At 63.8% G+C, this 25,530-nt stretch carries 25 protein-coding genes, 1 tRNA gene and 1 pseudogene; 11 read left to right on the top strand and 16 right to left on the bottom strand.

Annotated features, from left to right (window positions below):
• Positions 1 to 62: 62 nt before the first annotated feature.
• On the bottom strand, positions 63 to 668 hold the full coding sequence (gene leuD / locus LB558_RS11030) for a 3-isopropylmalate dehydratase small subunit (RefSeq protein WP_224697580.1): 606 nt from the start codon (positions 666 to 668) through the stop codon (positions 63 to 65).
• 259 nt (positions 669 to 927) lie between these two features.
• On the opposite strand from leuD, the gene LB558_RS11025 reads away from it, so the two are divergent.
• Entirely contained in the window at positions 928 to 1,353 is a 426-nt protein-coding gene (locus LB558_RS11025) for a GNAT family N-acetyltransferase (protein WP_224697579.1), read from the top strand.
• A 65-nt stretch (positions 1,354 to 1,418) separates the two neighbouring features.
• Entirely contained in the window at positions 1,419 to 2,147 is a 729-nt protein-coding gene (locus LB558_RS11020) for a DUF72 domain-containing protein (protein WP_224697578.1), read from the top strand.
• 12 nt (positions 2,148 to 2,159) lie between these two features.
• Here the strand turns inward: LB558_RS11020 and LB558_RS11015 are convergent, their stop codons facing one another.
• Genes LB558_RS11015 through LB558_RS32895 form a run of 5 tightly spaced genes read right to left on the bottom strand, consistent with a single transcriptional unit; the run spans position 2,160 to position 7,310 of the window.
• Positions 2,160 to 3,326: an NAD(P)/FAD-dependent oxidoreductase gene (locus tag LB558_RS11015; protein ID WP_224697577.1), complete on the bottom strand. Its 1,167-nt coding sequence runs from the start codon at positions 3,324 to 3,326 to the stop codon at positions 2,160 to 2,162.
• Between the two features lie 29 nt (positions 3,327 to 3,355).
• Positions 3,356 to 4,957, bottom strand: a complete 1,602-nt coding sequence (locus LB558_RS11010; protein WP_224697576.1) for an ATP-binding protein — start codon at positions 4,955 to 4,957, stop codon at positions 3,356 to 3,358.
• A complete protein-coding gene (locus tag LB558_RS11005; RefSeq protein WP_224697575.1) occupies positions 4,948 to 5,643 on the bottom strand; it encodes a response regulator transcription factor in 696 nt (231 codons plus the stop codon). The genes LB558_RS11010 and LB558_RS11005 overlap by 10 nt, the downstream gene beginning before the upstream one ends.
• Positions 5,644 to 5,646: 3 nt before the next feature.
• A complete protein-coding gene (locus LB558_RS11000; RefSeq protein ID WP_224697574.1) occupies positions 5,647 to 7,182 on the bottom strand; it encodes a DUF4173 domain-containing protein in 1,536 nt (511 codons plus the stop codon).
• Complete coding sequence (locus tag LB558_RS32895) at positions 7,179 to 7,310, bottom strand: hypothetical protein (protein ID WP_263495137.1); 132 nt, start codon at positions 7,308 to 7,310, stop codon at positions 7,179 to 7,181. The genes LB558_RS11000 and LB558_RS32895 overlap by 4 nt, the downstream gene beginning before the upstream one ends.
• 167 nt (positions 7,311 to 7,477) lie before the next feature.
• Between LB558_RS32895 and LB558_RS10995 the strand changes: the two genes are divergently transcribed.
• A complete protein-coding gene (locus tag LB558_RS10995; protein WP_224697573.1) occupies positions 7,478 to 8,368 on the top strand; it encodes an HpcH/HpaI aldolase/citrate lyase family protein in 891 nt (296 codons plus the stop codon).
• 49 nt (positions 8,369 to 8,417) lie between these two features.
• On the top strand, positions 8,418 to 8,624 hold the full coding sequence (locus LB558_RS10990; RefSeq protein ID WP_127261267.1) for a DUF1737 domain-containing protein: 207 nt from the start codon (positions 8,418 to 8,420) through the stop codon (positions 8,622 to 8,624).
• Between the two features lie 21 nt (positions 8,625 to 8,645).
• Here the strand turns inward: LB558_RS10990 and LB558_RS10985 are convergent, their stop codons facing one another.
• The 3 genes and pseudogenes from LB558_RS10985 to LB558_RS10975 form a co-directional block, all read right to left on the bottom strand.
• Positions 8,646 to 8,927 carry a helix-turn-helix domain-containing protein gene (locus LB558_RS10985; protein ID WP_127320835.1) on the bottom strand — a complete coding sequence of 94 codons (282 nt, stop codon included), beginning with the start codon at positions 8,925 to 8,927 and terminating at the stop codon, positions 8,646 to 8,648.
• Between the two features lie 13 nt (positions 8,928 to 8,940).
• Positions 8,941 to 9,251 (bottom strand): annotated as a pseudogene (locus tag LB558_RS10980) (type II toxin-antitoxin system RelE/ParE family toxin).
• Positions 9,252 to 9,339: 88 nt separating this feature from the next.
• Positions 9,340 to 9,762: a metallopeptidase family protein gene (locus tag LB558_RS10975; RefSeq protein ID WP_224697572.1), complete on the bottom strand. Its 423-nt coding sequence runs from the start codon at positions 9,760 to 9,762 to the stop codon at positions 9,340 to 9,342.
• A gap of 183 nt (positions 9,763 to 9,945) precedes the next feature.
• On the opposite strand from LB558_RS10975, the gene LB558_RS10970 reads away from it, so the two are divergent.
• From LB558_RS10970 to LB558_RS10960, 3 genes are read left to right on the top strand one after another with little or no spacing between them, the layout of a single operon-like run.
• Positions 9,946 to 10,983, top strand: coding sequence for an ImuA family protein (locus tag LB558_RS10970; RefSeq protein WP_224697571.1), 1,038 nt, complete (start codon positions 9,946 to 9,948; stop codon positions 10,981 to 10,983).
• Entirely contained in the window at positions 10,925 to 12,403 is a 1,479-nt protein-coding gene (locus LB558_RS10965; protein WP_224697570.1) for a DUF6504 family protein, read from the top strand. Before LB558_RS10970 ends, LB558_RS10965 begins: the two co-directional genes overlap by 59 nt.
• Positions 12,400 to 15,744, top strand: a complete 3,345-nt coding sequence (locus tag LB558_RS10960; RefSeq protein WP_224697569.1) for an error-prone DNA polymerase — start codon at positions 12,400 to 12,402, stop codon at positions 15,742 to 15,744. The genes LB558_RS10965 and LB558_RS10960 overlap by 4 nt, the downstream gene beginning before the upstream one ends.
• A gap of 119 nt (positions 15,745 to 15,863) precedes the next feature.
• Here LB558_RS10960 and LB558_RS10955 read toward each other — a convergent pair whose 3' ends face one another.
• From LB558_RS10955 to LB558_RS10940, 4 genes are all read right to left on the bottom strand, one after another.
• Positions 15,864 to 16,106, bottom strand: coding sequence for a Trm112 family protein (locus tag LB558_RS10955; RefSeq protein WP_224697568.1), 243 nt, complete (start codon positions 16,104 to 16,106; stop codon positions 15,864 to 15,866).
• Positions 16,107 to 16,115: 9 nt separating this feature from the next.
• The gene (locus tag LB558_RS10950; RefSeq protein ID WP_127261273.1) at positions 16,116 to 16,787 is read right to left on the bottom strand and encodes an LON peptidase substrate-binding domain-containing protein; all 672 of its coding nucleotides are present in this window, start codon (positions 16,785 to 16,787) and stop codon (positions 16,116 to 16,118) included.
• 103 nt (positions 16,788 to 16,890) lie between these two features.
• The gene (gene trxA / locus LB558_RS10945) at positions 16,891 to 17,892 is read right to left on the bottom strand and encodes a thioredoxin (protein WP_224697567.1); all 1,002 of its coding nucleotides are present in this window, start codon (positions 17,890 to 17,892) and stop codon (positions 16,891 to 16,893) included.
• Positions 17,893 to 17,976: 84 nt separating this feature from the next.
• The gene (locus tag LB558_RS10940; protein WP_127261275.1) at positions 17,977 to 18,474 is read right to left on the bottom strand and encodes a prolyl-tRNA synthetase associated domain-containing protein; all 498 of its coding nucleotides are present in this window, start codon (positions 18,472 to 18,474) and stop codon (positions 17,977 to 17,979) included.
• 251 nt (positions 18,475 to 18,725) lie between these two features.
• Between LB558_RS10940 and LB558_RS10935 the strand changes: the two genes are divergently transcribed.
• The 4 genes from LB558_RS10935 to LB558_RS10920 all read left to right on the top strand — a co-directional run bounded on the left by LB558_RS10935 (position 18,726) and on the right by LB558_RS10920 (position 21,604).
• Positions 18,726 to 18,800: transfer RNA gene (locus LB558_RS10935), tRNA-Gly, on the top strand.
• Between the two features lie 207 nt (positions 18,801 to 19,007).
• Positions 19,008 to 19,700, top strand: coding sequence for a hypothetical protein (locus LB558_RS10930; RefSeq protein ID WP_224697566.1), 693 nt, complete (start codon positions 19,008 to 19,010; stop codon positions 19,698 to 19,700).
• Entirely contained in the window at positions 19,697 to 20,116 is a 420-nt protein-coding gene (locus tag LB558_RS10925; RefSeq protein WP_224697565.1) for a hypothetical protein, read from the top strand. Before LB558_RS10930 ends, LB558_RS10925 begins: the two co-directional genes overlap by 4 nt.
• A 246-nt stretch (positions 20,117 to 20,362) precedes the next feature.
• Complete coding sequence (locus LB558_RS10920) at positions 20,363 to 21,604, top strand: M24 family metallopeptidase (protein ID WP_224697564.1); 1,242 nt, start codon at positions 20,363 to 20,365, stop codon at positions 21,602 to 21,604.
• A gap of 5 nt (positions 21,605 to 21,609) precedes the next feature.
• Here LB558_RS10920 and LB558_RS10915 read toward each other — a convergent pair whose 3' ends face one another.
• The 3 genes from LB558_RS10915 to LB558_RS10905 all read right to left on the bottom strand — a co-directional run bounded on the left by LB558_RS10915 (position 21,610) and on the right by LB558_RS10905 (position 25,505).
• Entirely contained in the window at positions 21,610 to 23,052 is a 1,443-nt protein-coding gene (locus LB558_RS10915; protein WP_224697563.1) for an amidase, read from the bottom strand.
• A gap of 120 nt (positions 23,053 to 23,172) precedes the next feature.
• Positions 23,173 to 24,264: a Gfo/Idh/MocA family protein gene (locus LB558_RS10910; RefSeq protein ID WP_224697562.1), complete on the bottom strand. Its 1,092-nt coding sequence runs from the start codon at positions 24,262 to 24,264 to the stop codon at positions 23,173 to 23,175.
• Positions 24,265 to 24,341: 77 nt separating this feature from the next.
• Positions 24,342 to 25,505 (bottom strand): ABC transporter substrate-binding protein, encoded by a 1,164-nt coding sequence (locus tag LB558_RS10905; protein ID WP_224697561.1) that lies wholly within the window; start codon positions 25,503 to 25,505, stop codon positions 24,342 to 24,344.
• Between the last annotated feature and the right edge of the window lie 25 nt (positions 25,506 to 25,530).

Raw genomic sequence — 25,530 nt, 5'->3', positions numbered from 1 at the left:
CTGTCCTCCACTCAGTCGCAACGAACCCGGCCTGAAGCGGCCGGCCGCCCGGAGCGTGCCGCTCAGGCCCAGGGGCGCTGTTCGGCGTTGCGCTTCTCGAACGAAGCGATGGCGCCAGCCTTCTCCATGGTCAGGCCGATATCGTCGAGCCCGTTGAGCAGGCAGTGCCGCTTGAAGTCGTCGAGGTCGAACTTGACCACGCCGCCATCCGGTCCGCGGATTTCCTTGGTCTCGAGGTCGACCGACACCGTGGCATTGGAACCGCGCGAGGCGTCGTCCATCAGCTTTTCCAGATCCTCGGGGCTGACGGTGATCGGCAGGATGCCGTTCTTGAAGCAGTTGTTGTAGAAAATGTCGGCGAACGAGGTCGAGATGACGCAGCGAATGCCGAAGTCGAGCAGCGCCCACGGCGCATGCTCGCGGCTGGAACCGCAGCCGAAATTATCGCCGGCAACCAGGATCTGTGCCTTGCGGTAGGCCGGCTTGTTGAGCACGAAATCCGGATTTTCCGAACCGTCGTCCTTGTAGCGCATTTCGGCAAACAGGCCGGTGCCGAGCCCGGTGCGCTTGATCGTCTTGAGGTAATCCTTCGGGATGATCATGTCGGTGTCGACATTGACGATCGGCATCGGAGCGGCGACGCCGGTGAGCTTGGTGAACTTTTCCATGGCTTTTGCCCGTGTTTTCGTTGCGGGGGAACTTGCTGAGGCACGGTTTACACAAAGCCGGCGGCAAATAAAAGGCAACTGTTCGTGCACGAAATCTGGCGACGACCCGCCCCGTCTCGACCGGGGGCCTCCAGCATGTAGCTGGCGCTCTTCCCCTGAGCTACGGGCCGCCGCAATGGCTGTATCATGCCACGCGCTGAAACTGAACCACCTCAAAAATGGCTTCGAAATCCTGGCCATCTGATGCAATCTGGCGGCCATGGCAAAGAACCCACACGTCCTCTACACACGCGAGGCCGCGCTCGACATCGGCGAATTCCGTCGCGTTCTGGTCGAATCCGGCCTGGGCGAGACGCGCCCCATCGATGACGACATCAGGCTGCAGGCGATGCTGTCGGGCGCCAATCTGGTGCTGACCGCGCGCCTCGACATCGAGGGCAAGCCGCTGATCGGCGTTATCAGGGCGATCACCGACTTTTCCTGGGTCTGCTACATCTCCGAACTCGCCGTTTCCCAATCAGGGCAAGGGCTCGGCATCGGCAAGGGCCTGATGGACGAGGCGCGGCGGCAGCTTGGACCATCGGTCGCCATCAGCCTGATCTCCATGCCCGACGCCGTCGGCTTCTACGAACGTATCGGCATGAAGCACATGGCCGACGCCTTCTGGTTCGACCGCAAGGGCTGAGGCCAGCCCACGTGCCGATGACCGCAGTGTCTTGATCTGCGTTCCGCTTGATCCACATCGCAAGGATGGAAAAGCAGAGATGCTTCGTTGGCACGGCCGGCTGGGGGATTCCGACCCGATACAAGGATGATTTCCCGCAACCTGGCTCGCATCTCGAACGTTACGCCCAGCGCCTGCCGATCGTCGAGATCGACACCTCGTTCTACAAGCCGCACCGTCGCGAGACCTATGAGCGCTGGGCGCGTTCCGTCCCTGAGCATTTCCGCTTTGCCGTCAAGACACCGAAGGCGATGACGCACGAACGTCGTCTCGCCGACTGCGGGATGGTCACCGAGGCCTTTCTCCAGCAGGTCGGAGGTCTCGGCGAAAAACTGAGCGTGCTTTTGGTGCAGCTTCCGCCGAGCCTGCCGTTCGAGCCGGACGTCGCCGGCGAGTTCTTCGGCATGCTGAGGTTGCGAACCCAGGCAAGGCTGGTCTGCGAGCCGCGCCATCCAAGTTGGTTCGATGCGAAGGCCGCTGCGCTTCTGGCCACTTGCCAGGTCGCGCGCGTCGCCGCCGACCCGGCTGCGGTCCCTGCAGCGGCCGTGCCGGGCGGCTGGCCCGGCCTTGCCTATTTCCGCTGGCACGGCGCGCCGCGCGTCTACTATTCGGACTACGATGCTGAAACGCTCGACCGGATCGCTCGGCAGGTGAATGCGGCGGCTTCGGGCGCGGAGGCCTGGTGCATTTTCGACAACACGGCGGCAGGGCACGGACTTGGCGATGCCCTCAAGGTTGATGCGATGATCATCTAGACGCGGGCCAGCTCAAATCACGTTCAATTCCCGGAACGCCCTTCCCTCCGCCACCCGCTCATACCCAAACGCCGAGCAATCCACCGTGCGGTAGCCACCATGCACGATCAGTTCGGCCAGCGCCTTGCCGACCGCCGGCGCCTGCTGCAGGCCGTGGCCGGAGAATCCGTTGGCGAAGATGAAATTGCCGACTTCGGGATGCGGACCGATCACCGCGTTCTGGTCAAGCGTGTTGTAGTCATAGTGGCCGGCCCAGGCGCGGGTCGGCTTGATCGCCTCGAAGGCGGGAATGCGGGTCGCCAGCACCGGCCAGATCACCTCTTCGAACAGCGGCCAGTTCACCTCGAAGTCGCCGGGATCGGGTGCGCAGTCGCCTTCCTCCGGTTCGGCGCCGCCGGTGAGGTAGACCGAGCCTTCCGGACGAACATAGATGCCGGAGGGATCGACCAGCAGCGGCATGTCGGCATATTTCTCGCGCGCCTCGAAGACGAAGACATTGCGCTTGCGCGGCTCGACCGGCAGCTCAAGCCCGGCCATGGCAGCCACCTTGCCGGCGTTCGGGCCGGCGGCGTTGACGACGATGCCAGCCTCCAGCGTCTCGCCATTGCCGAGGCTCACTCCCGTGACGCGGTTGCCATCGCGCGCGATGCCGGTGACATCGGCGGCGATGAAATCGACTTTCTTCTGCCGCAGCGCCTTGCGGAACAGCGTCAGCATCGCATGCGCGTCGAACCAGCCTTCGCCGGTGCGGCCATAAGCGCCGGCTGAAATGCCCTCGGTCGACAGCCACGGGAACCGGCGCGTAAGCTGGTCGGCATCCTCGAGCACGATGTCGGCACCCTCCGCGATCTGCGCCTCGTGATTGCTCTTGAGGATCGGCAATCCGTCCTCGCCGGCAAGGATGAGGTAGCCGCCCTCGCGAAAGCCGATATCGGCGTCATTCCCGAACTCTTCCTTCAACCGCCGGAACAGCTTCAGCGTGAACTGCGACAGGCGGATGTTTTCCGGGATCGAGAATTGCTGGCGGATCGAGGCCATGGACAGCGTCGTTGCCGCATGCGCGAATTGCGGATCACGCTCGACCAGCGCGATCGTGCCGGAAAACCCTTGCTCACGCAGGTAATAGGCGACCGAGGAGCCGACGATGGCTCCGCCGATGATGACGATGTCGTAGCGCATTTTTTCTCCGATCCGGCCGATGGTGTCCTTCACGCCACCGGCAGAATGATCTCGAAGCGCGTGCCGCGTTCGCTGTCAACCAGCACGATCATACCATCATGCGCTTTCAGGAGGGCCAGCACGATGCCAAGCCCCATGCCGGTGCCGCCCTGCTCGCGCCGCGTGGTGAAGAACGGCTCGAAAATGCGCGCCCGGTTGCTGGGCGAAATGCCGGCCCCATCGTCGCTGACCAGGATGCTCGCCATGCCGCCGGCGCTCGTAGCCGAGACAGAAACCTGCGTCGCGCCGTGCCTGGCCGAATTGTCGATGAGATTGGCCAGCACGATAGCCGCGTTTTCGGCCGATATGCGCAATCTGATGTCGCCGCCGGCTCCGACGCGAACCGCCAGCCTGTTGTCGACGGGCAGCAGCGCCAGCGCCGCATCGATCGATGTGCTTTCGCCGCTCGGCGCCAGGTTTTCGGCGCGCGCCAGGTCGAGCAGGCGGCGAACCAGCAGATTGAGCCGTCCGGCATCGGTGACGATATTGTCTGAAAAGCGCCGCCGCTCCGTATCGTCCATCGCGCCACCGGAATCGCGCAGCAATTCGGCTGCGCCCTGGATCGCTGTCAGCGGCGATTTGAGTTCGTGCGAGACATGGGTAGCGAAAGTCTGGATTGAGTCCGACCGTGCCTGAAGCTTCTCGGCCATGTCGAGGAAGGCTGCGGACAGCTCCGCCATCTCTCGCGTGCCATGATGGTCGAGCGGCCGGATCGCCGTGCGGTCGCCGGCAGCGATGCGCTCGGTCCGGTCGATCAGTGCATAGATCGGCCGGCTGACGGTACGCAGGAAAACCATGCCGATGAGCAGCGTGCCGCCGATTATGGCGATTGCCGCCAACGTCACCTTGCCGCGTTCGCCATAGAGATGTTTGATGATGTTGTTGGGCGTCCGCGACACATAGACGACGCCGGCGACCTGGCCGTCGACGGCGACCGGCAGGGCGACGAAGACACGCACCTTGGTGCCGCGGCTGACCGAATAGAGCGGTGGCGTCGGCTGGTCGGGAATGCGCAGCCTGAGCGCGCTGGCATAGTGGCCGGCAAGTGCTGCACGCACCTCCTCGACCGCACTGAGCGACTGGCCGACCTCGCCGCGCCCGGCAATGACGACCCCCCGGGGGTCGAGCAGCCGGAAGCCGGCCAGCGTGGTTTTCTGGGTGGCGTCGAGAATGCCGGACAGGCGGGTGCCGATCGCGGCAAAGACGGGATCGACGATCGCCGGCATCGCCGCCGGCCGGGTCGGCAGCACATAATCCGAGGCAAGGTCGAGTTGCGGTTCGATTGGCCTGTAGAGCGGGTCCGGATTGACGCTTCGGCTTGACTCCCCGCTTGGCCCCGGCATCGGCGCGCCGAGCTTTCCCACGGGTATACCGGCGTCACGCACATCCTGCGCATAGATAGCCGCGATAGCTGCCCCTTGCGCGATCAGCTCCGCCTCGGTCTGGCGGATCAGCTGGTTCTCGTAGAGGCGGAAGAAGAACAGGCCGACCAGCGGCAAGGCCATCACCAGGATCAGGATGGCAACGACGACCGTGGCAAGCCGAGGCCGCCATTTGCGGCCGATCCATTTGCTGGAAGTCGTCAGCCGCATCGGCCGAGCCGGAAGCCGACACCATGCACCGTCTCGATGACATCGGGGCAACCCACGGCTGCCAGCTTGGCGCGGATGTTGCGGATGTGGCTGTCGACGGTACGGCCGGCGACGTGGATGTTGGCGGCATAGGCGCTGGCCATCACCGCGTCGCGGTCGAGCACATGCGCGGGCCGCGCCAGGAACCCTTTCAGGATCGAGATCTCTGTTCCTGTCAGGGCAAGCGGCTTGCCGTCGAAGCTGGCGGCATGGCTGGCCGGCGCAAGAGCCAGTTTGCCATGCGAAAACTGCCTGTCGTCGGCCGGTTCGGGCGCCGCCGGGCGGCGGGCGCGCCGCAGGATGACGTTGACGCGGGCGACCAGTTCGCGCGGGCTGAACGGTTTCGTCACATAGTCGTCGCCGCCCATTTCGAGCCCGAGGATGCGGTCGATCTCCTCGTCGCGCGCGGACAGGAACAGCACCGGCACATCGGATGTGTGCCGCAGCCGCCGGCAGACCTCCAGCCCGTCCATTTCCGGCATGCCGATATCGAGCACGACGAGGTCCGGCGCCCGGCGTCCGATCGCCTGCAAGGCGGCGGCACCGTCGGCCACTCCTGTCGTTTTCATGCCGGCCTTCTCCAAGGCAAAGCAGATCACCTCGCGGATGTGCGGGTCATCGTCGGCGACGAGGATGTGATGCGGCATGGATCAGCGGCCCGGCATGGAAGGTTCGATAGGGTCAGGAACCACGAGCGGCCCCTTCGTGTCGAGGGTGCGCAACAGCCGCCAGTCGCGAAAGCTCCAGGCCCGCCAGTTCTGCTGGATAGTTCGATACCAGATTTCGTCGCTGCCGCGCACGCCAGCCAATTCGCGGACAGTGCCGGCTGCCGTCTTGCCTTGGTGCTCGAGGAAGCGATCGAGTGCCGGAAACGCGCCCGGGCCGAGCGAGCGCAGATACCAGGCGTCTAGGGGAATGCCCTGGCCGGTCATTTCGAGGGAATGGTCGACATTGTAGTTGGCGATCGTTGCTGCGAAATTGATGAAGCAGCCGGCATAAAGCGTCAGGGATAACGTCAGAAGATTGGCGGACAGCAGCCATTCGTTGGATTTTCCCAACGCGATGCGGGCAATGATCAGGGCAAGGCCTGCTGCCACCAGCCCCATCCAGACAAAGGCGGCGACGCGCCAGTAGGTCAGCGCATAGATGCCGACATAGAGGTCGAGCCGCAGGATAGACGAGACGACCAGCATGATGTTCTGCGCCACCCAGGCATAGACCAGGCGGCGGATGAGCGGATCGGCCGAGGTCTCGCTTCCGGGTCGCAGCGCTGCCAGCACGAAGCCGGCGGCAAGCAGCGCGGTGACGATCAAGGGATAGGCGCCACGATGCGCGTAGGCCGCGTAGCTCAGCCCGTCGGGAAGGGCCGCCCCGCCCCACAGATAGGTGGCGTCGAGCGCCGTCTGCAGGGCAAACAGGATGTTGAAGACGATCAGGGCGCGCAGGATGGCGGCCTTGCCGAACAGGATGTCTTCGATGGTGGTGGCGGTTTTCTCGGCTTGAGCGCCGACCGCTGGCGCTGCGCGCGGGATGCGGCGAACCAGGCGCGGCAGGCGTGGCCGCAGAAATGCCCAGACAGCGGCGAGCACGAACAGCCAGAAGGCAATCCGCGCCAGTTGGATAAGATCGAGCAGCCTCACGAGATCGATCAGCGACAGCCAGTAGTCGATGACCGGATTGGCCGCACCGAACAGCGCCAGGAAGACCGCGCCCAGCGTCAGCGGCATCACCCAGACAGCGATCGCCGCCAGCCGGATGCGGCGCCCGCCGAACCGCCGCGCTGTCCTGCGCCAGCGGATGAAATCGTTGGCGAAGCGGAACGGCGCCGCCAGCCCGAACAGTACGATCTGCCCGGCAATGCGGGCGATGCTGTGCCGCAGCCGCCCGCTCAGCGAAAGCGCGAAGACGACCAGCGCCGCCAGCGCGATCGAGACCGACAGGGTGCTGACGTTTTCAGCCAGCGGCAGCAGCGCGACAAGCAAGGCGATGGGCTTGAGCCAGACCCTGCCGTCGCTGAAAGCCGCCGGATGCACGGCGACAACTGCGGCGGCAATCAGCAGGGCGAACAGGAAAACCGTGATTCCGGCGGGCTGGCCGTAGAACAGGAAATCTGCAAGTGCCACCAGCAGCATGGCGACACCGAAGCGGCTGCAATAGCTCGGCGCGGCGGAGAACAACGCTGTCATGACCTGGCTTTCCTGATGGCGTCGCGCCGGATCGCCGGCGGGATCTTGCGGGCAAAGGGAATAAGGATCGCTGTCGCGCGCGTCGGATCGACCAGCCACCAGCCCTCGCTGCGCAGTCGGTAAGGCAAACGGGGTTTTGCTCGCTTTTGCATGCCGCCTGTTTGTCAGGCCGGCGGGGAAAGGGTGGGGCGAATGCGAGGAGGTTTTCCGCAGGCGTGTGCAGTTTTCGTGCAGAGGCCAGATCTGCTTCCTGCCCGCGCTTGCCTCAACCCACCGCACGCGGCATAGATCAGGCATGGAAACCTACCGCCCGCGCCGCTCCGTGCTCTACATCCCGGCCTCCAACGACAAGGCCTTGGCCAAGATCGCGCAGCTTGCCTGCGACGCAGTCATCATCGACCTGGAAGACGCCGTCGCTCCGGCCGACAAGATCGCCGCTCGCGAAAAACTGGCCGGCATTTTCGCCGGCCATCCCGTTGCCAACCATAATGGCAGACGCTGCGAGATGATCGTGCGCATCAATGCGCTGGCCAGCGACTGGGGCGCCGACGACCTGCTGGCTGCCGCAAGCTGCGAGCCCGACGGCATTCTTCTGCCCAAGGTCGACACGCCGCGCGACCTGCTCGAGGCCGGCGATGTGCTCGACGACAATTTCGCTCCCGACAGCGTGAAACTATGGGCGATGATCGAGACGCCCAAGGCGCTGCTCAACATTGGTGCCATCGCCGAACTTGGCCGCGACCCGGCCTCGCGGCTCAATTGTTTCGTCGCCGGAACGAATGATCTGGTCAAGGAGACCGGCATTCTGGCAAGGCCTGATCGACGCTACCTCGTGCCATGGCTGATGCAGATGGTGCTCGCCGCGCGCGCCGGCGGCATCGACATGCTCGACGGCGTCTCCAACGATTTTCGCGACCTCGACGCTTTCACCCATGAATGCACCGAGGCGGCCGCCATGGGGTTCGACGGCAAGAGCCTCATCCACCCGGCCCAGGTCGAAGCCGCGAACCGCGCCTTCGCGCCAGCCACTGAAGCGGTGGCCGAGGCGCGCTCGGTGAAGGAAGCCTTCGCGCTCGCCGAGAATGCCGGCAAGAGCGTGATCGCGCTGAACGGCAGGATGGTCGAGCGGCTGCACTTGGCGCAGGCCGAAAAACTGCTGGCGAAGGCAGCCGCCATCGGGTCATGATATCAACCCTATGCTCGCGGGCTAAGGGCACTCACGACAGGACTGAACAATGAAACTCTACCGCTTTCTGTCCGCTCCGGACGATGCCAGCTTCTGCCACAAGGTGACGGCGGCGCTGAACAAGGGCTGGCACCTGTTCGGCTCGCCGACCTATGCCTACGACAAGAAGGCCAAGACGATGCGTTGCGGCCAGGCCGTCGTGAAGGATATCGATGGACAGGAATACGGGCCGGATACCAAGCTCAGCGACTGGTAGGGGACAGCGCCTTCATGCGGATCAGGCAGCCTCGGCAATATCAAGGCGCACTGTAAGTCCCGCCTGTGTGGCAAGGTTGATCAACGTGTCCAGGCTGAAATTCGCGATCCTGCCCCGCAAGAGGTCGCTAAGGCGCGGCTGCGTGATTCCGAGCCGCTCGGCTGCTTCGGCCTGGGTAATTTTCCAGCTCCGCACCCGCTGTTCAATCGCGATCAGCAAATTGGAGCGCATGGCCATATTGGCAGCCTCGGCCGGAGTATCTTCCAGCGCATCCCAGACATTCTCAAAGCTCTGACGTTCCATTGTCACGCCTCCGCTAGATTTGCTTGAACCGCGATGCGGCAAGCTCCAGGTCTCGTTTCGCCGTCTGCTGCGTCTCTTCTGGAAGGCGTGCAGCACATAGACGGCGTCACCTATGCTCGCGACATAAAGCACCCGAAACGCTCCCGCGTCGTCCCGGACGCGGATTTCCCGCACGCCGGGACCTACAGTCGTCATCGGCTTCCAGTCGCTTGGCTCAAGTCCGAGCTGCACCTTGTGCAACTGAACGCCTGTTTCCTTGCGCGCCGCCTCTGGAAAATCCCGAAGCTGGGCAAGAGAATCTCCAAGAAACTCCAGGCGCTTCATCACTGGCATTGACCAGCCTTATATCAAAACCTGTATAATTGAGCAAGGCGATAAGGCGGACCGTTGCAGCGCAGCGCTCACGCGCCGATCACTCCGCCGCCTCTTCGAGCTTCTCCATATCATCGTCCGAGAGCCCAAAATGGTGGCCAATCTCGTGGATCAGCACGTGGGTGACGATGTCGCCCAGCGTTTCCTCGTTCTCGGACCAGTAATCGAGGATGGCGCGGCGGTAGAGCGTGATGCGGTTCGGGCCTTCGCCGGTCTGCGGGTTCCAGCGCTCGGCGATGCCGCGTCCCTCGAACAGACCGAGCAGGTCGAACGGCGTTTCCAGCGACAGATCGTCCATGATCTCGTCGGTCGGGAATTCGGCGATCTGGATGACGATCTCGCCGGTCAGTTTGCGAAAATCCTCCGGCAGATGGGCGTACGCCTCCAGCGCCAGGAACTCCATTTCGTCCATCGAGGGCGAGAGTTCGTCGTGCCAGGTGCGGGTCTTGTAGATGCGGGCCATGCTTTGTCCTTTGATCCCGGCATATAGGCTTTCGCACCGGAATCGGCAAATGAACGGGCCGATGCGCCTGCGCCATCCAAGCGGAGAGGAATAAATTCCCCCATGACTCCGCTTGACTCTTGGGGTTCGCTCTGGAATCTATAAGAACATAACAGGAACAATTGTGAGTGGAAGCTGACCGTCATGGCGATGACCGCCGTGGCGCGGGAGACTGTTTTTGCCCTGCGCCGCCAGATCGCGAAAATCGAGGGAACGCTGCCCGAGCGCTTGGCTGCGCCGGCCGTCGCGCCCCTTGATGCTGACGTCAGCACCGATCTCACAATCGTCCGGCGCGGCATAGCCGCGGCGTTGCCGGATGCGTTCCTGCCCATCGGCGTCGGGCGCATCGATGCCGCCCTCAGCGGCGGCCTGCCGAAGGCAGCCTTGAGCGAAATCCATGGGCTTGAAACCCGCGATGCCGGGGCCGTCGCCGGCTTCGCTTTGTCGCTCACCAGTCTGATCCTCAAGCAAACGCCGGGGCTGCCGGTGCTGTGGATCGGCACCTCGGAGATTTTTCGCGAGGCCGGCTTTCCCTATGCCAGGGGGCTTCACGCCTCCTTTGGCATCGAGCCGGAGCAATTGCTGTTTTCCGAAGCGCCAAAACTTGTCGATGCGCTCTGGGTCGCCGAGGAGGCGGCCAGGATGACGGCGCTGGCCGCCGTCATCCTGGAAATCCGCGGCAATCCGCAGCGGCTGGACCTGACCGCGACACGCCGGCTGCATGCAAGGGCGCAAGCTGCCGGCCGGCCGGTGTTCCTGCTGCGGCAGGCGGCCGAGCCCGAACCGACGGCGGCACCCGTCCGCCTCATCGTCGCTTCGGCGCCGGCGGTGCCGCGCGACACCATCGCCGGACCGCTGGCCGGCTCGATCGGCCACTCGGCCTTCACCCTCACTATCGGCAAGAGCCGCACGGCCCTGCCTGGACAATTCACACTGGAGTGGAACCCCGATGAACGCGCATTCGACGAAAGATGGGGCGACGAAAGATGGGGCGAGGGAAGAGATCGGACAAAGAATCCTGTCCCTGTGGTTTCCCTATCTGGCGGTGGAAAGAATCCTGCGCCAGCGTCTGGGGCGGTCCTGGCGTTCCCGGCCGTCGGATCACCCATCTCACCCGCCGCTCGTGATCAGCCATCGCGACCGCAACGCACAGCGCATCTCGGCCCTCGACGAGCGGGCTGAGGCGCTGCACCTGAAGCGCGACATGGGCATTGCCGATGCGCGCGCCATGCATCCGTCGATCGACATCGTCGAGGCGGATCCGGAAGCCGACCGCCGCCTGCTCGAAGGCCTCGCCGACTGGTGCGACCGTTACACCCCGCTGGTGGCGCTGGACGGGGCAGACGGCCTGTTTCTCGACCTCACCGGCTGCACCCATCTGTTCGGTGGCGAACGCGCCATGCTCGACGACATCCTGTCGCGTTTCTTCCACCAGGGCTTCGATGTCCGCGCCGGGCTTGCCGCGACACCGGGTGCGGCCTGGGCGGCGGCACGCTTTTGCGGCGACCGCATCGTTGTGTCAGGCGAGGAGGAGGCGCTGCTGGCACCCCTGCCGCTGGCCGCGCTGCGCATCGAGCCAGCGACCCGCAACAGTCTGGAAAGCGTCGGCCTGCGCACGGCGGGCGCCGTCATGGCGGCACCGCGCGCGCCGCTCGCCCGCCGCTTCGGCGCCTTGCTGCTGCTGCGGCTCGACCAGGCGCTTGGCCGTCTCGACGAGGCGGTGTCGCCGCGCCTTCCCGTCGCACCGCTTTCGGTCGAACGCCATCTCGCCGAACCCGTCACCCTGACCGAGGACATCGAACGGCTGGTGGGCATGCTGGCGGCAACCCTGAAAACCGATCTCGAGCGTCGCGGCGAGGGTGCCAGGACACTGGCGCTGCTGCTCTTTCGCGTCGACGGCGCCGTCAGCCGCATCGCCATCGGCACCTCGCGGCCGATGCGCGAACCGATGCTGATCCAGAAACTGTTTCATGAAAGACTGGCCGCGCTCGAGCAGGATATCGATGCCGGCTATGGTTTCGATCTGGTGCGGCTCTCGGTGTTGGCGGCAGCCACCTTCGACATGCAGCAAGCCGATCTTGCCGGCGAGGTGACCGACGACGGCGCCGATATCGCGCTGTTCGCCGACCGCATCCGCGCCCGGCTCGGCGAGGGGGCGGTTCTCCGGCCGGTCGCGGTCGAAAGCCATCTGCCGGAGCGTGCCGTCGCGACGATCCCCTTCACCGACGCGCCCCGCCGGACCACGCCGCCGAAGAAGCCGGACAGGCTGCAGGCGCCAAAAACCATATTTCCGCCGGAACGGCCGATCCGGCTGTTCCGCTCGCCCGAACCCATCGATGTGCCCGCCACTGAGATGCCGGAAGGACCACCGCTGAACTTTCGCTGGCGCCGCGCGCTCTACCGGGTCACGCGCGCCGAAGGGCCGGAACGCATCGCCGCCGAATGGTGGCGCGAGGCAGCAAGCGACGAGGCGGCATCGACGCGCGATTATTTCCGCATCGAGGATGCCGATGGCCGCCGCTACTGGCTCTACCGGCAAGGCCTCTACGGCGGCAACTCGCAAATGCCACCGCGCTGGTTCCTGCATGGGGTCTTCGCATGAACGCGCTGACCGTCATCCCCTATGCCGAGTTCGGCATCCAGTCGAATTTCTCCTTCCTGCGCGGCGCCTCCAAGCCGGAGGAGCTGGTGGTCGCGGCCAAGCTCCTGGGCTTCTCGGCGATCGGGCTTGCCGACCGCAACACGGTGGCCGGCGTGGTGCGCGCCTGGCAGCAGGCCAAGGTCGAAAAACTCTCCTATCATCCCGGCTGCCGGCTGGTTTTTGGCGACGGCACGCCGGACATTCTCGCCTATCCCCAGGACCGCAAGGGCTGGGGGCATCTGTGCCGCATGCTCACCCAGGCCAATCTGCGCGACGAAAACGAAAAGGGCGCCACCCTTCTCCAGCGCAGCGACTTGCTTGAATGGGGGGATCTGATGTCGCTGGCAGTCCTGCCCGATCTGTCGGCGGGCGCGCGGGACGGTCTCGCCTTGCTTGGTGAGCTCAAGGGCCGTTTCGGCCGTAACCTGCGGCTTGGCGTTTCGCCCTGTTATGCCGGCAATGACCGTTTCCGGATCGAGCAGGCAGCGGCGATGGCCGAGAGCGCCGGCATTCCCCTGATGGCGACCAACGACGTTCTCTATCACACCGCCGAACGGCGCCCGTTGCAGGACGTGCTGACCGCGATCCGCCTCAACACGCCGGTTGCCGAGGTTGGGCTGCAACTCATCGCCAATGCCGAGCGCCATCTGAAGCCGCCGATGGAGATGGCCCGCCTGTTCCGCCGGCATCCGCAGGCGCTGGCCGAGACCTTGCGGTTTGCGGAAAGCTTAAGTTTTTCTCTGGATGAGCTGAAACACAACTATCCAGAAGAGACAACCGAGGCAGGCGTCGACCCTCAGACGGAACTGGAAAGATTGACTTGGGAGGGCGCCAGGAAACGTTACCGCGAGGGCATCCCCGACAAAGTGGAAGGTCTCATCCGGCATGAACTCGCAATTGTCGGCCTGAAGAAATATGCCCGTTATTTCCTTACCGTTCGTGACATCGTTCGGTTCGCGCGTTCGGAGGGTGTTCTGTGTCAGGGACGCGGCTCCGCGGCAAACTCCGTCATTTGCTATTGTCTTGAGATTACGGAAGTCGATCCTAGTCTTCTAGACGTTCTTTTTGAGCGCTTTGTTTCAACGGAGCGTGATGAGCCCCCAGACATTGATGTCGATTTCGAGCATGAAAAGCGCGATGTCGTCATCCAGTATATTTACGACAAATACAGCGCCAAACGCACGGCACTTGCTGCTGCTGTCATCAGCTATCGCGGCCGCTCGGCGCTGCGTGAAGTGGCAAAGGCCATGGGCCTGTCCGAGGATGTCAGAAGCGCATTGTCGAGCACGATCTGGGGCTGGTCAACCTCTGAGCTTGGCGAGAAGGAAGCTCACGCTGGCGGCATCAACCGCGCCGACCCGCTGGCAAGACTGGTGATCGAGCGCTCCAACGATATTATGGGCTTTCCCCGTCACCTGTCGCAGCATGTTGGCGGCTTCGTCATCACCAAGGATCGGCTCGATGAGATCGTCCCCATCGTCAAGACGGCGATGGACGAGCGCAAAATGGTCGAATGGGACAAGGATGATCTCGACAATGTCGGCATCCTTAAAGTCGATGTGCTTGCGCTTGGCATGCTGTCTTGCCTGAGGCGCGCCTTTGATCTGCTAGAAGCCCACTACGGAGTAAGAGACAAATATGGCCGACGGCTTACCCTTGCGACGATTCCGCAAAAGGATGGCCGCGTTTACGATATGATTTGCCGTGCCGACACATTGGGCGTTTTCCAGATCGAATCGCGCGCCCAGATGTCGATGCTGCCGCGTCTCAGGCCCCGCACATTCTACGATCTGGTTATCGAAGTCGCGATCGTTCGGCCCGGACCGATCCAGGGTGATATGGTTCACCCCTACCTTCGCCGACGGCAGGGGAAAGAGAAGGTCGAATATCCGAGCAAGGAACTTGAAGCCATTCTGAAGCGAACGCTCGGTGTGCCCTTGTTTCAAGAGCAGGCAATGAAGATCGCGATCGATGCCGGGGGATTCTCTCCCGGTGAGGCAGATAAGTTAAGACGCGCGATGGCCACCTTTAAACGCAATGGCACGATCGGAAATTATGAAACGCTAATGATCGAAGGGATGGTCAAGAAGGGCTATCAACGAGATTTCGCCGAGCGCTGCTTCAAGCAGATCGAGGGGTTTGGCGAATACGGCTTTCCCGAAAGCCACGCCGCTTCCTTCGCCCTGCTCGTCTATGCCTCCTGCTGGTTCAAGACCTTCTATCCCGACGTGTTCTGCGCCGCGATCCTGAATTCGCAGCCGATGGGGTTTTACCAGCCGGCCCAGCTGGTGCGCGACGCAAGCGACCATGGCGTCGACATCCGCGACGTCGACGTCAATTTTTCGGTGTGGGATTGTACGCTGGAAAAGACGCCTTTCGATCCGGCCCGCATCCTCCCGCGCCATGCCGAGATGCGCGGCGTCATCGAGACGAAGCATGCCGTCCGGCTCGGCTTCCGCCAGATCAAGGGCCTGTCGAAAGAGCGTATGGAGGCTTTCGTCGAACAGCGCGGCTCAGGCTACGTGTCTGTCAGGGACGTCTGGCTGCGCTCCGGCCTCGATGTCGGCGAGATCGAGAGGCTGGCGCAGGCCGATGCCTTCCGTTCGCTCGGCCTTGATCGTCGCGAAGCCTTATGGGCGGTGCGCGCGCTCGACGGCAAGAGCGCCGCCGAAAGGCTGCCGCTGTTCGACCAGCCGGCGCTTCGCCTGCGCGAGCTGGAGCCCGAGACGAGGCTGCCGAAAATGCCGCTCGGCGAGCATGTCATCCACGATTACCGCTCGCTCGGCCTGTCGCTGAAGGCGCATCCGGTCGCTTTCCTGCGCGAGCGCCTCGACGGCGCCGGCGTCATCCCCAATGCGAACCTTCCTTCCGTGCGCGATGGCAGGCGCGTCTCCGTCGCCGGCCTCGTGCTGGTGCGACAGCGTCCCGGCAAGGGCAACGCGATCTTCCTGACGCTGGAGGACGACAAGGCAGTGGCCAACGTCATCTTCTGGCAAAGAACCTTCGACCGTTACCGGCCGCTCGTCATGGGCGCCCGGTTCGTCAAGGTCACCGGAAAATTGCAATCGGAATCGGGCGTGGTCCACATCGTCGCCGAGAGGATCGAGGATCTGACGCCCTGGCTGACCGTGCTTCTGGAGAAGGTCAGCGGGGCCGCAACAGAGGTTCCTCCGAGAGACCTCGCCAAGGACGGTTCGGATCGCTCCAGCCCCGCCAAACAAAGCGCGCCGATCCGCCAGGATCTCGCAACGCTGTCGGAAGAAGCAGAAAGGGTCATGCCCAAGGGGCGCAATTTTCAGTAGGGCGCGCCTTCAGTACCGTACCTTCATCATCCGGGGGCGGAGCAGGAGCGAAGCGACGTCGCGGAGACCCGAGGACAAGGAGATTTGCGCCATCCCAACGAAATGGCGATCGCTATCTCCTACGAAGGCCCACCCAAGCGTGGCGGCGGCGGGGCGAGCACATCCTCCACCGAAAGCGTCCGCGCCTCGGAAGGCAGCATGATCGGGATGCCGTCACGCACCGGATAGGCAATCTTGGCGACCCTGGAAATCAGTTCGCCACGTTCCGGGTCCCAGGCCAGCGGCCCCTTGGTCAGCGGGCAGGCCAAGAGCTCCAGCAGCTTGGGGTCGACCTTCTTCCCGTCACGTCCATCCGCCGCCATAGCAACCTCTCATTGTAGGCTCGAGCCAAAATCCTCATTCTCGCGCGCCAGCGCCATTTCGGTGATGGCGATCAGCGTCTCGGCCCGGGTCTTCAGGTCGGCTGCTTCGAGCAGCGCCTGTTTCTCGGCCGGGCCGTAGGGCGCCATCATCGACAGCGCATTGACCAGCATGGCATTTTCGGCCCGGCTGACGCTTTCCCAGTCGGCTTCCAGGTCGTTGGCCTGCAGATAGGCGCGAAATGCCTTGAGCAGCGATGGCCGGTCGATCTCGTTCGCCGCCTGATCCTCATCGAGATCGGCAAGGAAAGGCGCGGGCTTGCACTGGCGAAACGGCGTCTTGACCGTCAATTCGTGGGCAATGCGGAACCGGCACACGCCCTGCAGCGAAATCAGGTAGCGGCCGTCGCCACTCTCGGAAAAGGCGATGATGCGCCCGGCGCAACCGACATTGCAGAGCTCCGGCTCGCCATCGCCGCGCAAAGCGCCGTCGAGACTGGGCTGGATGACGCCGATGAGCCGCGAGCCGGCAATCGCCTCGTCCACCATCTGCAGATAGCGCGGCTCGAAGATGTTGAGCGGCATGCGGCCTCCCGGCAGCAAAAGCGCACCCTCCAGCGGAAAGATCGGGACCGTCGACGGCAAATCCTTGGCGAGCCGGTAATGCGCGTTTCCCGCTTGCACCTCATTCCTCCGATCGCTTCACCAGAAGCGCGTCATCCTGGCTCTAATCTGGCGCAGTCATCGCCAACGCCAAGCCCGTGCGGCAAAACAACCGTCAACCGGCTCAGGAAAACAGCAACGCCGACAATTTGCGGCGCGCCGCCAGAGTCGCCTCGTCGGTCATGCCCCAGGCTTCGAACAGCTGCAGCAATTGCGTCCTGGCGCCGTCCTCGTTCCAGGCCCGGTCGGCCTTGATGATGGCCAGCAGATTGTCTGCGGCCGCGGTGCGGTCGCCGTTGGCGTTCTGGATCATGGCCAGATCGAAGCGCGCCTGGTGGTCTTTGGGATTTTCCGCGAGGCGGCGCTCGAACTCGGCTGGATTGCCGAGAGCCGCCGCCTGCGCCGCAACCGCCATCCTGGCGCGCAGGGCTGCCAGGGGCGGCGCATCCTTCTTGGCCTCCGGGGCTGTTGCCAAAAGCGCCTCGGCGCCTTCCGTGTCGCCGGCATCAAACAACAGCTCGCCCAGTCCGGCGATCGCCTCGATCGTCTCCGGCGCCTGCGCCAGGATGGCGTCATAAATGTCGGCCGCGGTCTGCATGTCGCCGGCCTCGCGCGCCTCGGTGGCCGCGGCCAGGGCTTCGGCCACCGGCGGCGCGCCATTGCCCTTGCCGCCGACCTTGGTGATGAATTCGCTGATCTGGCTCTCCGGGATGGCGCCCATGAAGCCGTCGACCGGCTGGCCGTCCTTGAAGGCGATGACCGCGGGTATAGACTGGATGCCGAGCTGGCCGGCGATCGAGGGATGGTCGTCGATGTTCATCTTGACCAGCTTGACCCTGCCGCCGGCGGCCTTGACCGCCTTCTCCAACTGCGGCGTCAACTGCTTGCAAGGTCCGCACCAGGGCGCCCAGAAATCGACCAGAACCGGCTGGCGGCGCGATTCCTGGATCACGTCGGCGGCAAAGGCCGCGGTCGTCGTGTCCTTGATGGCATCGGCGGGAGCGGCGGGAGCATCGCCAAGCGCGACTTTCGCCGGCGCCGGCGCGGTTCCACCATACTGCACCGAGGTGGTGTACTGGCCGCCATTGCCGCCAAAGGGGCCGCCAAAGGGATTGTTGTCGCTCATCTCTTTACCCTTCCGTGGCGCCGCCGGCCGGCAGCCGGGCGCCGTATGCTTCAGACCATCTGACTCAAGCCATCCATGTGGCGATCACGCGGAGACTTTCAAGATAGCAGCATCGTGCCCGGTTGCCTCGACGAATCTGATCAGGTCGCGCGCCGCTATCGATGTCGTCGCCTCATTGGTCAGCGGATGCCCATTGATCACCGAATGCTCCATCAGATCCTTGTCGAGCACGAGCTTGACCCTGTTTGCCGTATCGTTGATGACGCCAAAGACCGTGACGGCGCCCGGGGTGACGCCGAGGAGCTCCATCAGCATCTCCGGTCTGCCGAAGGAAACCCGGCTGGCGGCACCGATCACCTGGTGGATCTGCTTCAGGTCGACGACCGCGTCCTCGCCAACGGTGACCAGGAAGAAATTGTCCTTCTTGTCCTTCAGGAACAGGTTTTTCGTGTGCCCGCCGGCGATTTCGCCGCGCAGCGCCTGCGAATCGGCGACCGTGTAGAGCGGTGGATGGCGCTTCGTCGAGGCGGCAATCCCGAGTTCGGCGAGAAAGGCCATCAAATCGGCTTCGGTCTTCGGCATCGGTTTCGTCTTCGTCCCGTTTCTCTAGCCAGCCGTTTACGGCCAATCGGGCCGCCGATACAAGACCGTCATGCGACATCACGGTGAGCGCACCGCCCTTCGCGGTGGCGCCCCCGCCGCCCGCCACTCACGCGCCCGGCGGTGGCTTGCCGGTCCTGCGCGGCGTGTCGCAAAAAGCCTGCGATTTCCCTGTTGCAATCGCCGCGCTCTTCAGCCATATAGGCCCGGCTTGCGGCCAAGACGCCGTGCGAGCGGGTGTAGCTCAGGGGTAGAGCACAACCTTGCCAAGGTTGGGGTCGAGCGTTCGAATCGCTTCACCCGCTCCAATTTCCTCCAAGGGGAATCAAGCAGATAAGAAGCCGCCTAACGCGGCTTTTTCTTTATCTACAGTTGCCAGCTACCACATAGCTACCAGCATGCGGAAAGCGACAAACATGCGAATCGTAGATTAAGCTTGCCAGATCAGTCACAATTGAGCGCGCATATTGACAGCCGCTCATGACGCTGAATCTATAGGGCAAGGGAGCATCGAATTGGACAGCCTGATCGGAGTCGGTGTCTATACGCCTGCGGAAGCGGGTCGGCTTTTGCATATTCGTCCTGCCAAGATTGCTAGGTGGCTCCGAGGCCACAACATTAAGGACCAGAAATACGCGTCACTTTGGTCGCCTGAGGTCAATTTGGGGGATGAGCGGGTTTTTCTTGGCTTTCGAGATCTTATGGAAGTTCGGGTCGCGGATGCCTTCATTCGCGCCGGAGTTTCGGCGATGCGCGTTCGCGCGGCCATACATCTTGCCCGAGATATCATTGGTCAAGACCGTCCGCTTTCAACCAACCGCTTTCGAACGGACGGCCGGGAAATTTTTGTAACGGTCATAGAAACCGGCGAAGATGGCGAAGAGCGGGAGCGGCTCCTGAACCTATTTCGTCGCCAGTATGAGTTCAAAGGGATCATCGAGCCGATCTTAAAAACTGTCGATTTTGGCGACGATGGCAACCCGCTTTTGTGGTGGCCCGGCGGTCGCCGGCTCAATGTCGTTGTAGACCCATCGCGGTCTTTCGGTCAGCCAATTGATGCCGCTTCAAGCGTGCCGACGGCGATCCTTGCAGCAGCTGCGCGTCAGGAAGGGATTATTGGCGCCGCCCGTGCCTATCTGGTGCTGGAAGCGTCCGTCCGCCGATCTATTGAGTTTGAGACATCCATGGGGCATGGAATTGCGGCGTGAACGTGCTGTTCGACAACTGCACCGCACCGCTATTTGCTACGACTCTGGACGGTTTCATAAGCCATTACGGGCATCGTGCTTTTCACATCAAGGACGTGCCAGGCCTTCCTGGCGGCCGGCGCTCGGCCGACATTGACTGGATCAAACATCTTCAAAGCGCGCCAGAGACATGGATCTTCATCTCGGGGGATGGCCGCGTTCTGAGAAACCCAGCCGAGAGAGCGGCGTTGCGATCAGCCGGCCTTCACGGATTTATTCTGGCCCCCGCTTACCAGAAAACGTCAATGAACCAGGTGGCGGCGACCATCGTCTGGAAGTGGCCCGAGATCGAAGGGGTAACTAAGTTGGTCGCCGCGCCTTCTATGCACGAGATACCGATTCAGCGGATCAGCAAGTTGCGCGCTCTGCCTCTTTAGACGCGAGAGCCTCAGCCGCCTTCCGCAGCGATGCCTGATGCACCAGCGACGTCCAGCTGTTGGTCGAGGCGAGGTGGCAGTAGAGCAGGCCGAGCGCGCCTGATTTGCGCAGGTCGAGAAACGCCTCGTCGCTGCCGGCTTCACCGCCGCCGTCGCCAAGCTGGAATCGATCAAGTAGCTGCTGTCAGCGGCTTGATTGTTCATACCCGGAATGCTCCGTTGTCGCTTCAGACAGTGGAGAAACCCATGACAGGCTTTGTCGATCGCCGGCGCGCGGCGCAACTGATGAAGCGCGCCGGCATCGCGGCGCTGGTGCTGTGCGCGCCCGAGGCCTTCCACTATGCGACCGGGGCCTCGATCGGCCCGGCGGGGCTGTTCCGGCGCGCCGGCGCCGGCTTCGTCGTCATCCCGGCTAGCCAGGGCCTGCCGATCGGCGTCGTGGTGGCGGATTTCAATATGGGGCAACTGCAGCGGGCTCTGTCGGACGCCGTCATCCGCAGCCACCCGATCTGGATCGAAACCGCCACGTTTGACGCCTCGAGGCCACAAGGGCTGGCGCGGCGCATACTGGCCGGCTTGGGCTCGTCCGGCTGGACGCCTGCCGTTACCCGACCAGCGACATTCGAACTCGCCAACTCCGTCCATGAGCTGAAGCAGATCCTGACCGGGTTCGGTCTGGACCGCGCAAGGATCGGCGTCGATCTCGACTTCATCGCCGCCGCCGATTTCTCGGTCATGCAGGCGCTGCTGCCGGCCTGTACCATGGTCGACGGCTCGGCGGTGCTCGACAGGCTGCGGGCCATCAAGTCGCCGCGCGAGATCGACCTGCTGCAGCAAGGCATCATCCTGTCGGAGGCCGGGCTGGAGCGGCTGCAGGTCGATGCGATGGCCGGCATGCGTCAGGCCGATCTCATTGCCCTCTATCGGCAAGGCGTCGCCACGGCCGCGTCAGGCCTGTCCCATCCGGTCGCGACAGCCGAATATGTGACGCTCGGCGCCCGGCTCAAAAGCACCGATGCGAAAGCCATGCCTGGCGATCCGCTGAAGTGCGACATGGTCTGCACGGTCGGCGGCTACGCCTCCGACATGTCGCGCAACTTCACCTTCGGACCACCATCCGCCGAGCAGGCCGAACTGCACGCGATCGCCGAGCGGGTCTTTGACGACGGGCTGGCGTCCCTTGTTCCAGGAACCACGCTCGCCCACGTGCATCGCGTCGCCACCGAAAGCCTGGCGCGGCAAGGGCTGCGCACCTACCGCCGCGGCCATTTCGGCCATGGCGTCGGCCAGTCGGTCTTCTCAGAGCAATGGCCGTTCATCGCCGCCGATAGCGATGTCATCATCGAAGCCGGCATGGTGCTGGCCTTCGAGATCCCGCTCTACATCGACGGTCTCGCCAGCTTCAATCTTGAGGACCAGTTCCTGATCACGCCGAATGGGCCTGTCGCCATGAACCGGCTTCCGAGGCGGCTGGAGACAATCGGTTAGCCGGCTTAAGCACTCACCGGCGGACGCCTGTCCCTCCAGGGCATCTCCTGCTCCAGCTGCGCCGACGCGGCCAGCACCGTTGCCTCGTCGCCGTAGCGGCCGACGAGCTGCACGCCGATCGGGACGCCGCCTTCCGACCAGCCGAGCGGCAGCGAGATCGCCGGCTGGCCGGAAATGTTGAAGGGGAAAGCAAACACCGAGTCCGCCCATTTGGCGTTGTAGCGGTCGATATCCGTCTCCGACATGTCGTAATAACCGAACGGGCGCGGCAGCTGCGTCAACGTCGGGGTGATGAAGAGATCGTAGGCGCCGAGGTCGCCGACAATGTCGCGGCCGACCTGCCTGAGCTGCTCGACATCGGAGATGTGCCTCGTGCCGCTGGTCGAGCGGCCGCGCTCGATGATCGCAAAGGTCACCGCCTCCACGTCGTTTGGCGTCACCGGCCGGCCGATGACCGTTTCAAGGTAGTCGAAGGTCGCCGCCGTCTGCACGCAGGTCATGTTGGTGTAGGTCTTCCACACAGCATCGGCGTCGAGCGGCATGTCATGCTCCTCGACATGGTGACCGAGGCGCTCGAGTGCCGCCACGGTCGCCAGCACCGCCGCCTTCACCTCCGGATCGATCGCGGTGCCGTTGGGCGGCGTGACGGAAAAGCCGATGCGCAGCTTCTTCGGCGCCCGTGCCGAGAGATCGAGCCAGGAACCGTCAGGCACCGGCGGCGTATAGGGGTCGCCCGGCAGCGCGCCGGCCACCGCATCGAGGTAGGCCGCCGTGTCGCGCACGGTGCGCGAGCAGCACAGGAAATAAGCGCCGCCATACCAATAGTCGCCGAACGGGGCGAGGCTGACGCGGCCGCGCGACGGTTTCAGCCCGACGATACCGCAGCAGGAGGCCGGGATGCGGATCGAGCCGGCGCCATCGCTGGCCTCGGCGATCGGCACCATGCGCGAAGCGACGGCCGCGGCCGCACCGCCGCTGGATCCACCGGGCGTGATGCCTTCCTTCCAAGGGTTCTTGGTCACGCCATAGAGTTTTGGTTCCGTGGTGATCGACCAGCCATTCTCCGGCGCGTTCGACTTGCCGACCAGCACCAGCCCGGCCGCCTTCATGCGGCGAACCACTTCGGTGTCGAAATCGGCAACGACATCCCTGAGGTAGAAGGAAGAATTGGTGTTCGGCGCCCCGGTCCAGGATGAGGCCAGCTCCTTGAGCAGGAACGGCACGCCGGCGAAGAGCGCTGATGTGTCGACCGTCTGCGCCTGGGCGCGCGCCATGTCGTAGAGGCGGTGGATGACCGCATTGAGCGCCGGGTTGAGCCGCTCGACCAGCGTGACCGCCGCCTCGACCAGTTCAGGCGGCGTAACATCGCCCCGCTTCACCAGTGCCGCAAGGTCGAGCGCGTCGGACTCGGCATAGGTTTTCAGCAGACTGTCGGTGACGGCGGCCATATCTCTCTCCCTTGCCATGCTCCGCATCGCCGCCCGGCGGAATTCCGGCATCGGCCGATGCTTCTCGGATGATGCTGTGGCGACGCCGGCGCCGCCTCCAGCGCCAGCAGCCGGATTGCGTCAGGCCAGGTCGATGGTCCGGCCCAGCGCGATGCTCTGTTCGGCGGCCAGCACGATGCGCAGGCTGTTGACCGCCGCATCCATCTGCTCGGTGAGGTCGAGATCCTCGCGGATGGCGCGCAGGAAGAAGGCCTGTTCGCGGTCGCAGAGTTCCTGGTGGCCGGGTTCGTCCTCCATGCTGACGATCTCGTCGGGTTTGGAGAAATTCTTGTCGCCGTCGACAGCGGCATAATGGATCTTCAGCGCATCGGTCTTGGTGTGGCGGTCGATGTCGGCGGAGCTCGAAACCTCTGCCAGTTCGGCGGCACTGCTTGCCTGCTGGCCGGCGACGATCGACACCGCGCCCTTGGGGCCGACCACGTCCTTCACGAAATAGGCCGTCTCGCTCATCATCGGGCCCCAGCCCGCCTCGTACCAGCCGACCGAGCCGTCATCGAAGGTGACGTGCAAGTGGCCGTAATTCTGCTTGTCGGCTTCCGCCCATAGCTTGGCGCCTATGCCATGCACGCGCACCGGCTTGGCGCCGGTGAGCTGGCACATGACATCGACATAATGGACGCCGCAATCGACGATCGGGATCAGCGAATCTATCAGGTTCTTGTGCCAGTGCCAGGCGCTGCCGCTGCTCTGCTGGTTGAGGTTGAGCCGCATCACCAGCGGCTTGCCGAGTGTCTTGCCGACCTCGATGAACTTGATCCATGACGGGTGGACGCGCAGGATATAACCGAGCACCAGCTTGCGGTTTTTTGCGCGCGCCGCCGCGACGACCTTCTCGGCGTCCTCATTGTTGGTGGCCAGCGGCTTTTCCATGAACACATGGCAGTTGGCGGCGATTGCCTTCAGCGCATATTCGGCGTGGGTGTTCGGCCAGCTGTTGATCGAGACGGCGTCCGGTTTTGTTTCCTGCAGCGCCTGGTCGAAATCCTCGTAGAGTGGGTAGCCGGCTAATTCAGCCGGAATCTTCGTGTTGCTCTTGATCGAGCGGCTCATGATGCCGACGATCTGAAAACCGTCGAGCCGGTGATAGGCGCTCGCATGCGACGCACCCATATTGCCGAGACCCACGACCAGCACTTTTACCTTGTCGGACACCGCCATCTCCCAATGCTTTTCTTCAAACAAAGTGTGGGCGGCAGCCTTGCCGCCGCCCGGTCTTTTCGCCGCCGGTCCTACTTGATCGCCGAATCGAACAGATGCGCCTTGATCTTCTCGACATCGAGCGCGGCAAAGCCTTCCGACAGCTTGACGCCGTCGGCATCGGCCTTGACCTTGGCCTTGTCGAAATCATTGGCCGGGCCGATCAGCTCGTTGGTGCAGACGTCCTCGGCCTTCACCGGAGCGGTGATCTGGCCGATCTTGTGGATCTCGTCGAAGAAGCCCTGCCAGCTCGCCATGTCGTGCGAGCCCCAGCCGCCACGCTTGTCCATGTCGCCACGGAAAACGTTGATCTGCTGCAGGATCGAGGTGGTGCCGAGTTCGGGCCCGAGATTCTTGGCCAATGTCGGGAACTGCTCGAACACCGCTTCGACGGCCGCGCGCGGATTCTGGTAGCCGAATTCGAGGCCCATCGCCCAGCCGCGCAGGTACTTTTCCAGGAACGCCTTGCGGTCGGGATCCTCGAGGTCGGCGGCGCGCACGACGAAAGTGTTGGCCGGCAGCTTCGAGTTCTGCACGCCGAGCCAGTATTCGAAGTCGAGCCCCTTGGCGATCCATTCGGCGCGCAGGCCTTCCCACGACAGGGCGGCGTCGCCCTGGCCGCCGGCGAGCGCCGTGCCCCAGGTCGGCCAGCCGGCCTCGACATACTTCACCTTCTTGATGTCGACGCCTTGCGCGGCAAGCAGCGGGTCGGTGATCGACTGCCAGGCAGCCGAGCCGAGCAGGATAGTCTTGCCTTCCAGCTTCTTCAGATCGTTCGATCCCTCGCCCTTGCGGAAGGCGATGCTGAACGTGTCGCGCGCGCCCATGTGGAACACCGACTTCAGCTTCATGCCGTTCTGTATGGCGAAGGAGAACACGCCGGGCGACGGGAAGCCCATATCGGCCTGGCCGACATCGACGAACTTCACCGTCGCGGTGCCGTCCGACGGCCCCGGCTGCATGTCGGTGTCCAGCCCATCGAAATAGCCGGCCTTCTTGGCCGCCCAGTAGGGATAGTCGTCGAGCACTTCGAGCGTGCCGCGCGGCGAGATCCAGGTGAACTTTCCATAAGCCTCGGCCCTGGCCTTGAGGCCGGTGGCACCGAGCGCCGTGGCCGTCACCAGCCCGGCGCCGGTGACCTGCAGGAAATAGCGGCGGCTGATCCCCGCCGGGTTGATCGAGTTCTCTTTGGTCATGGCATTCCCCTTTTTTGTTTGATTT

Source organism: Mesorhizobium sp. CO1-1-8 (assembly GCF_020164875.1).
In the GTDB taxonomy this organism is placed as follows: Bacteria; Pseudomonadota; Alphaproteobacteria; order Rhizobiales; family Rhizobiaceae; genus Mesorhizobium.
This window is presented reverse-complemented; position numbering and strand designations above follow the sequence as displayed.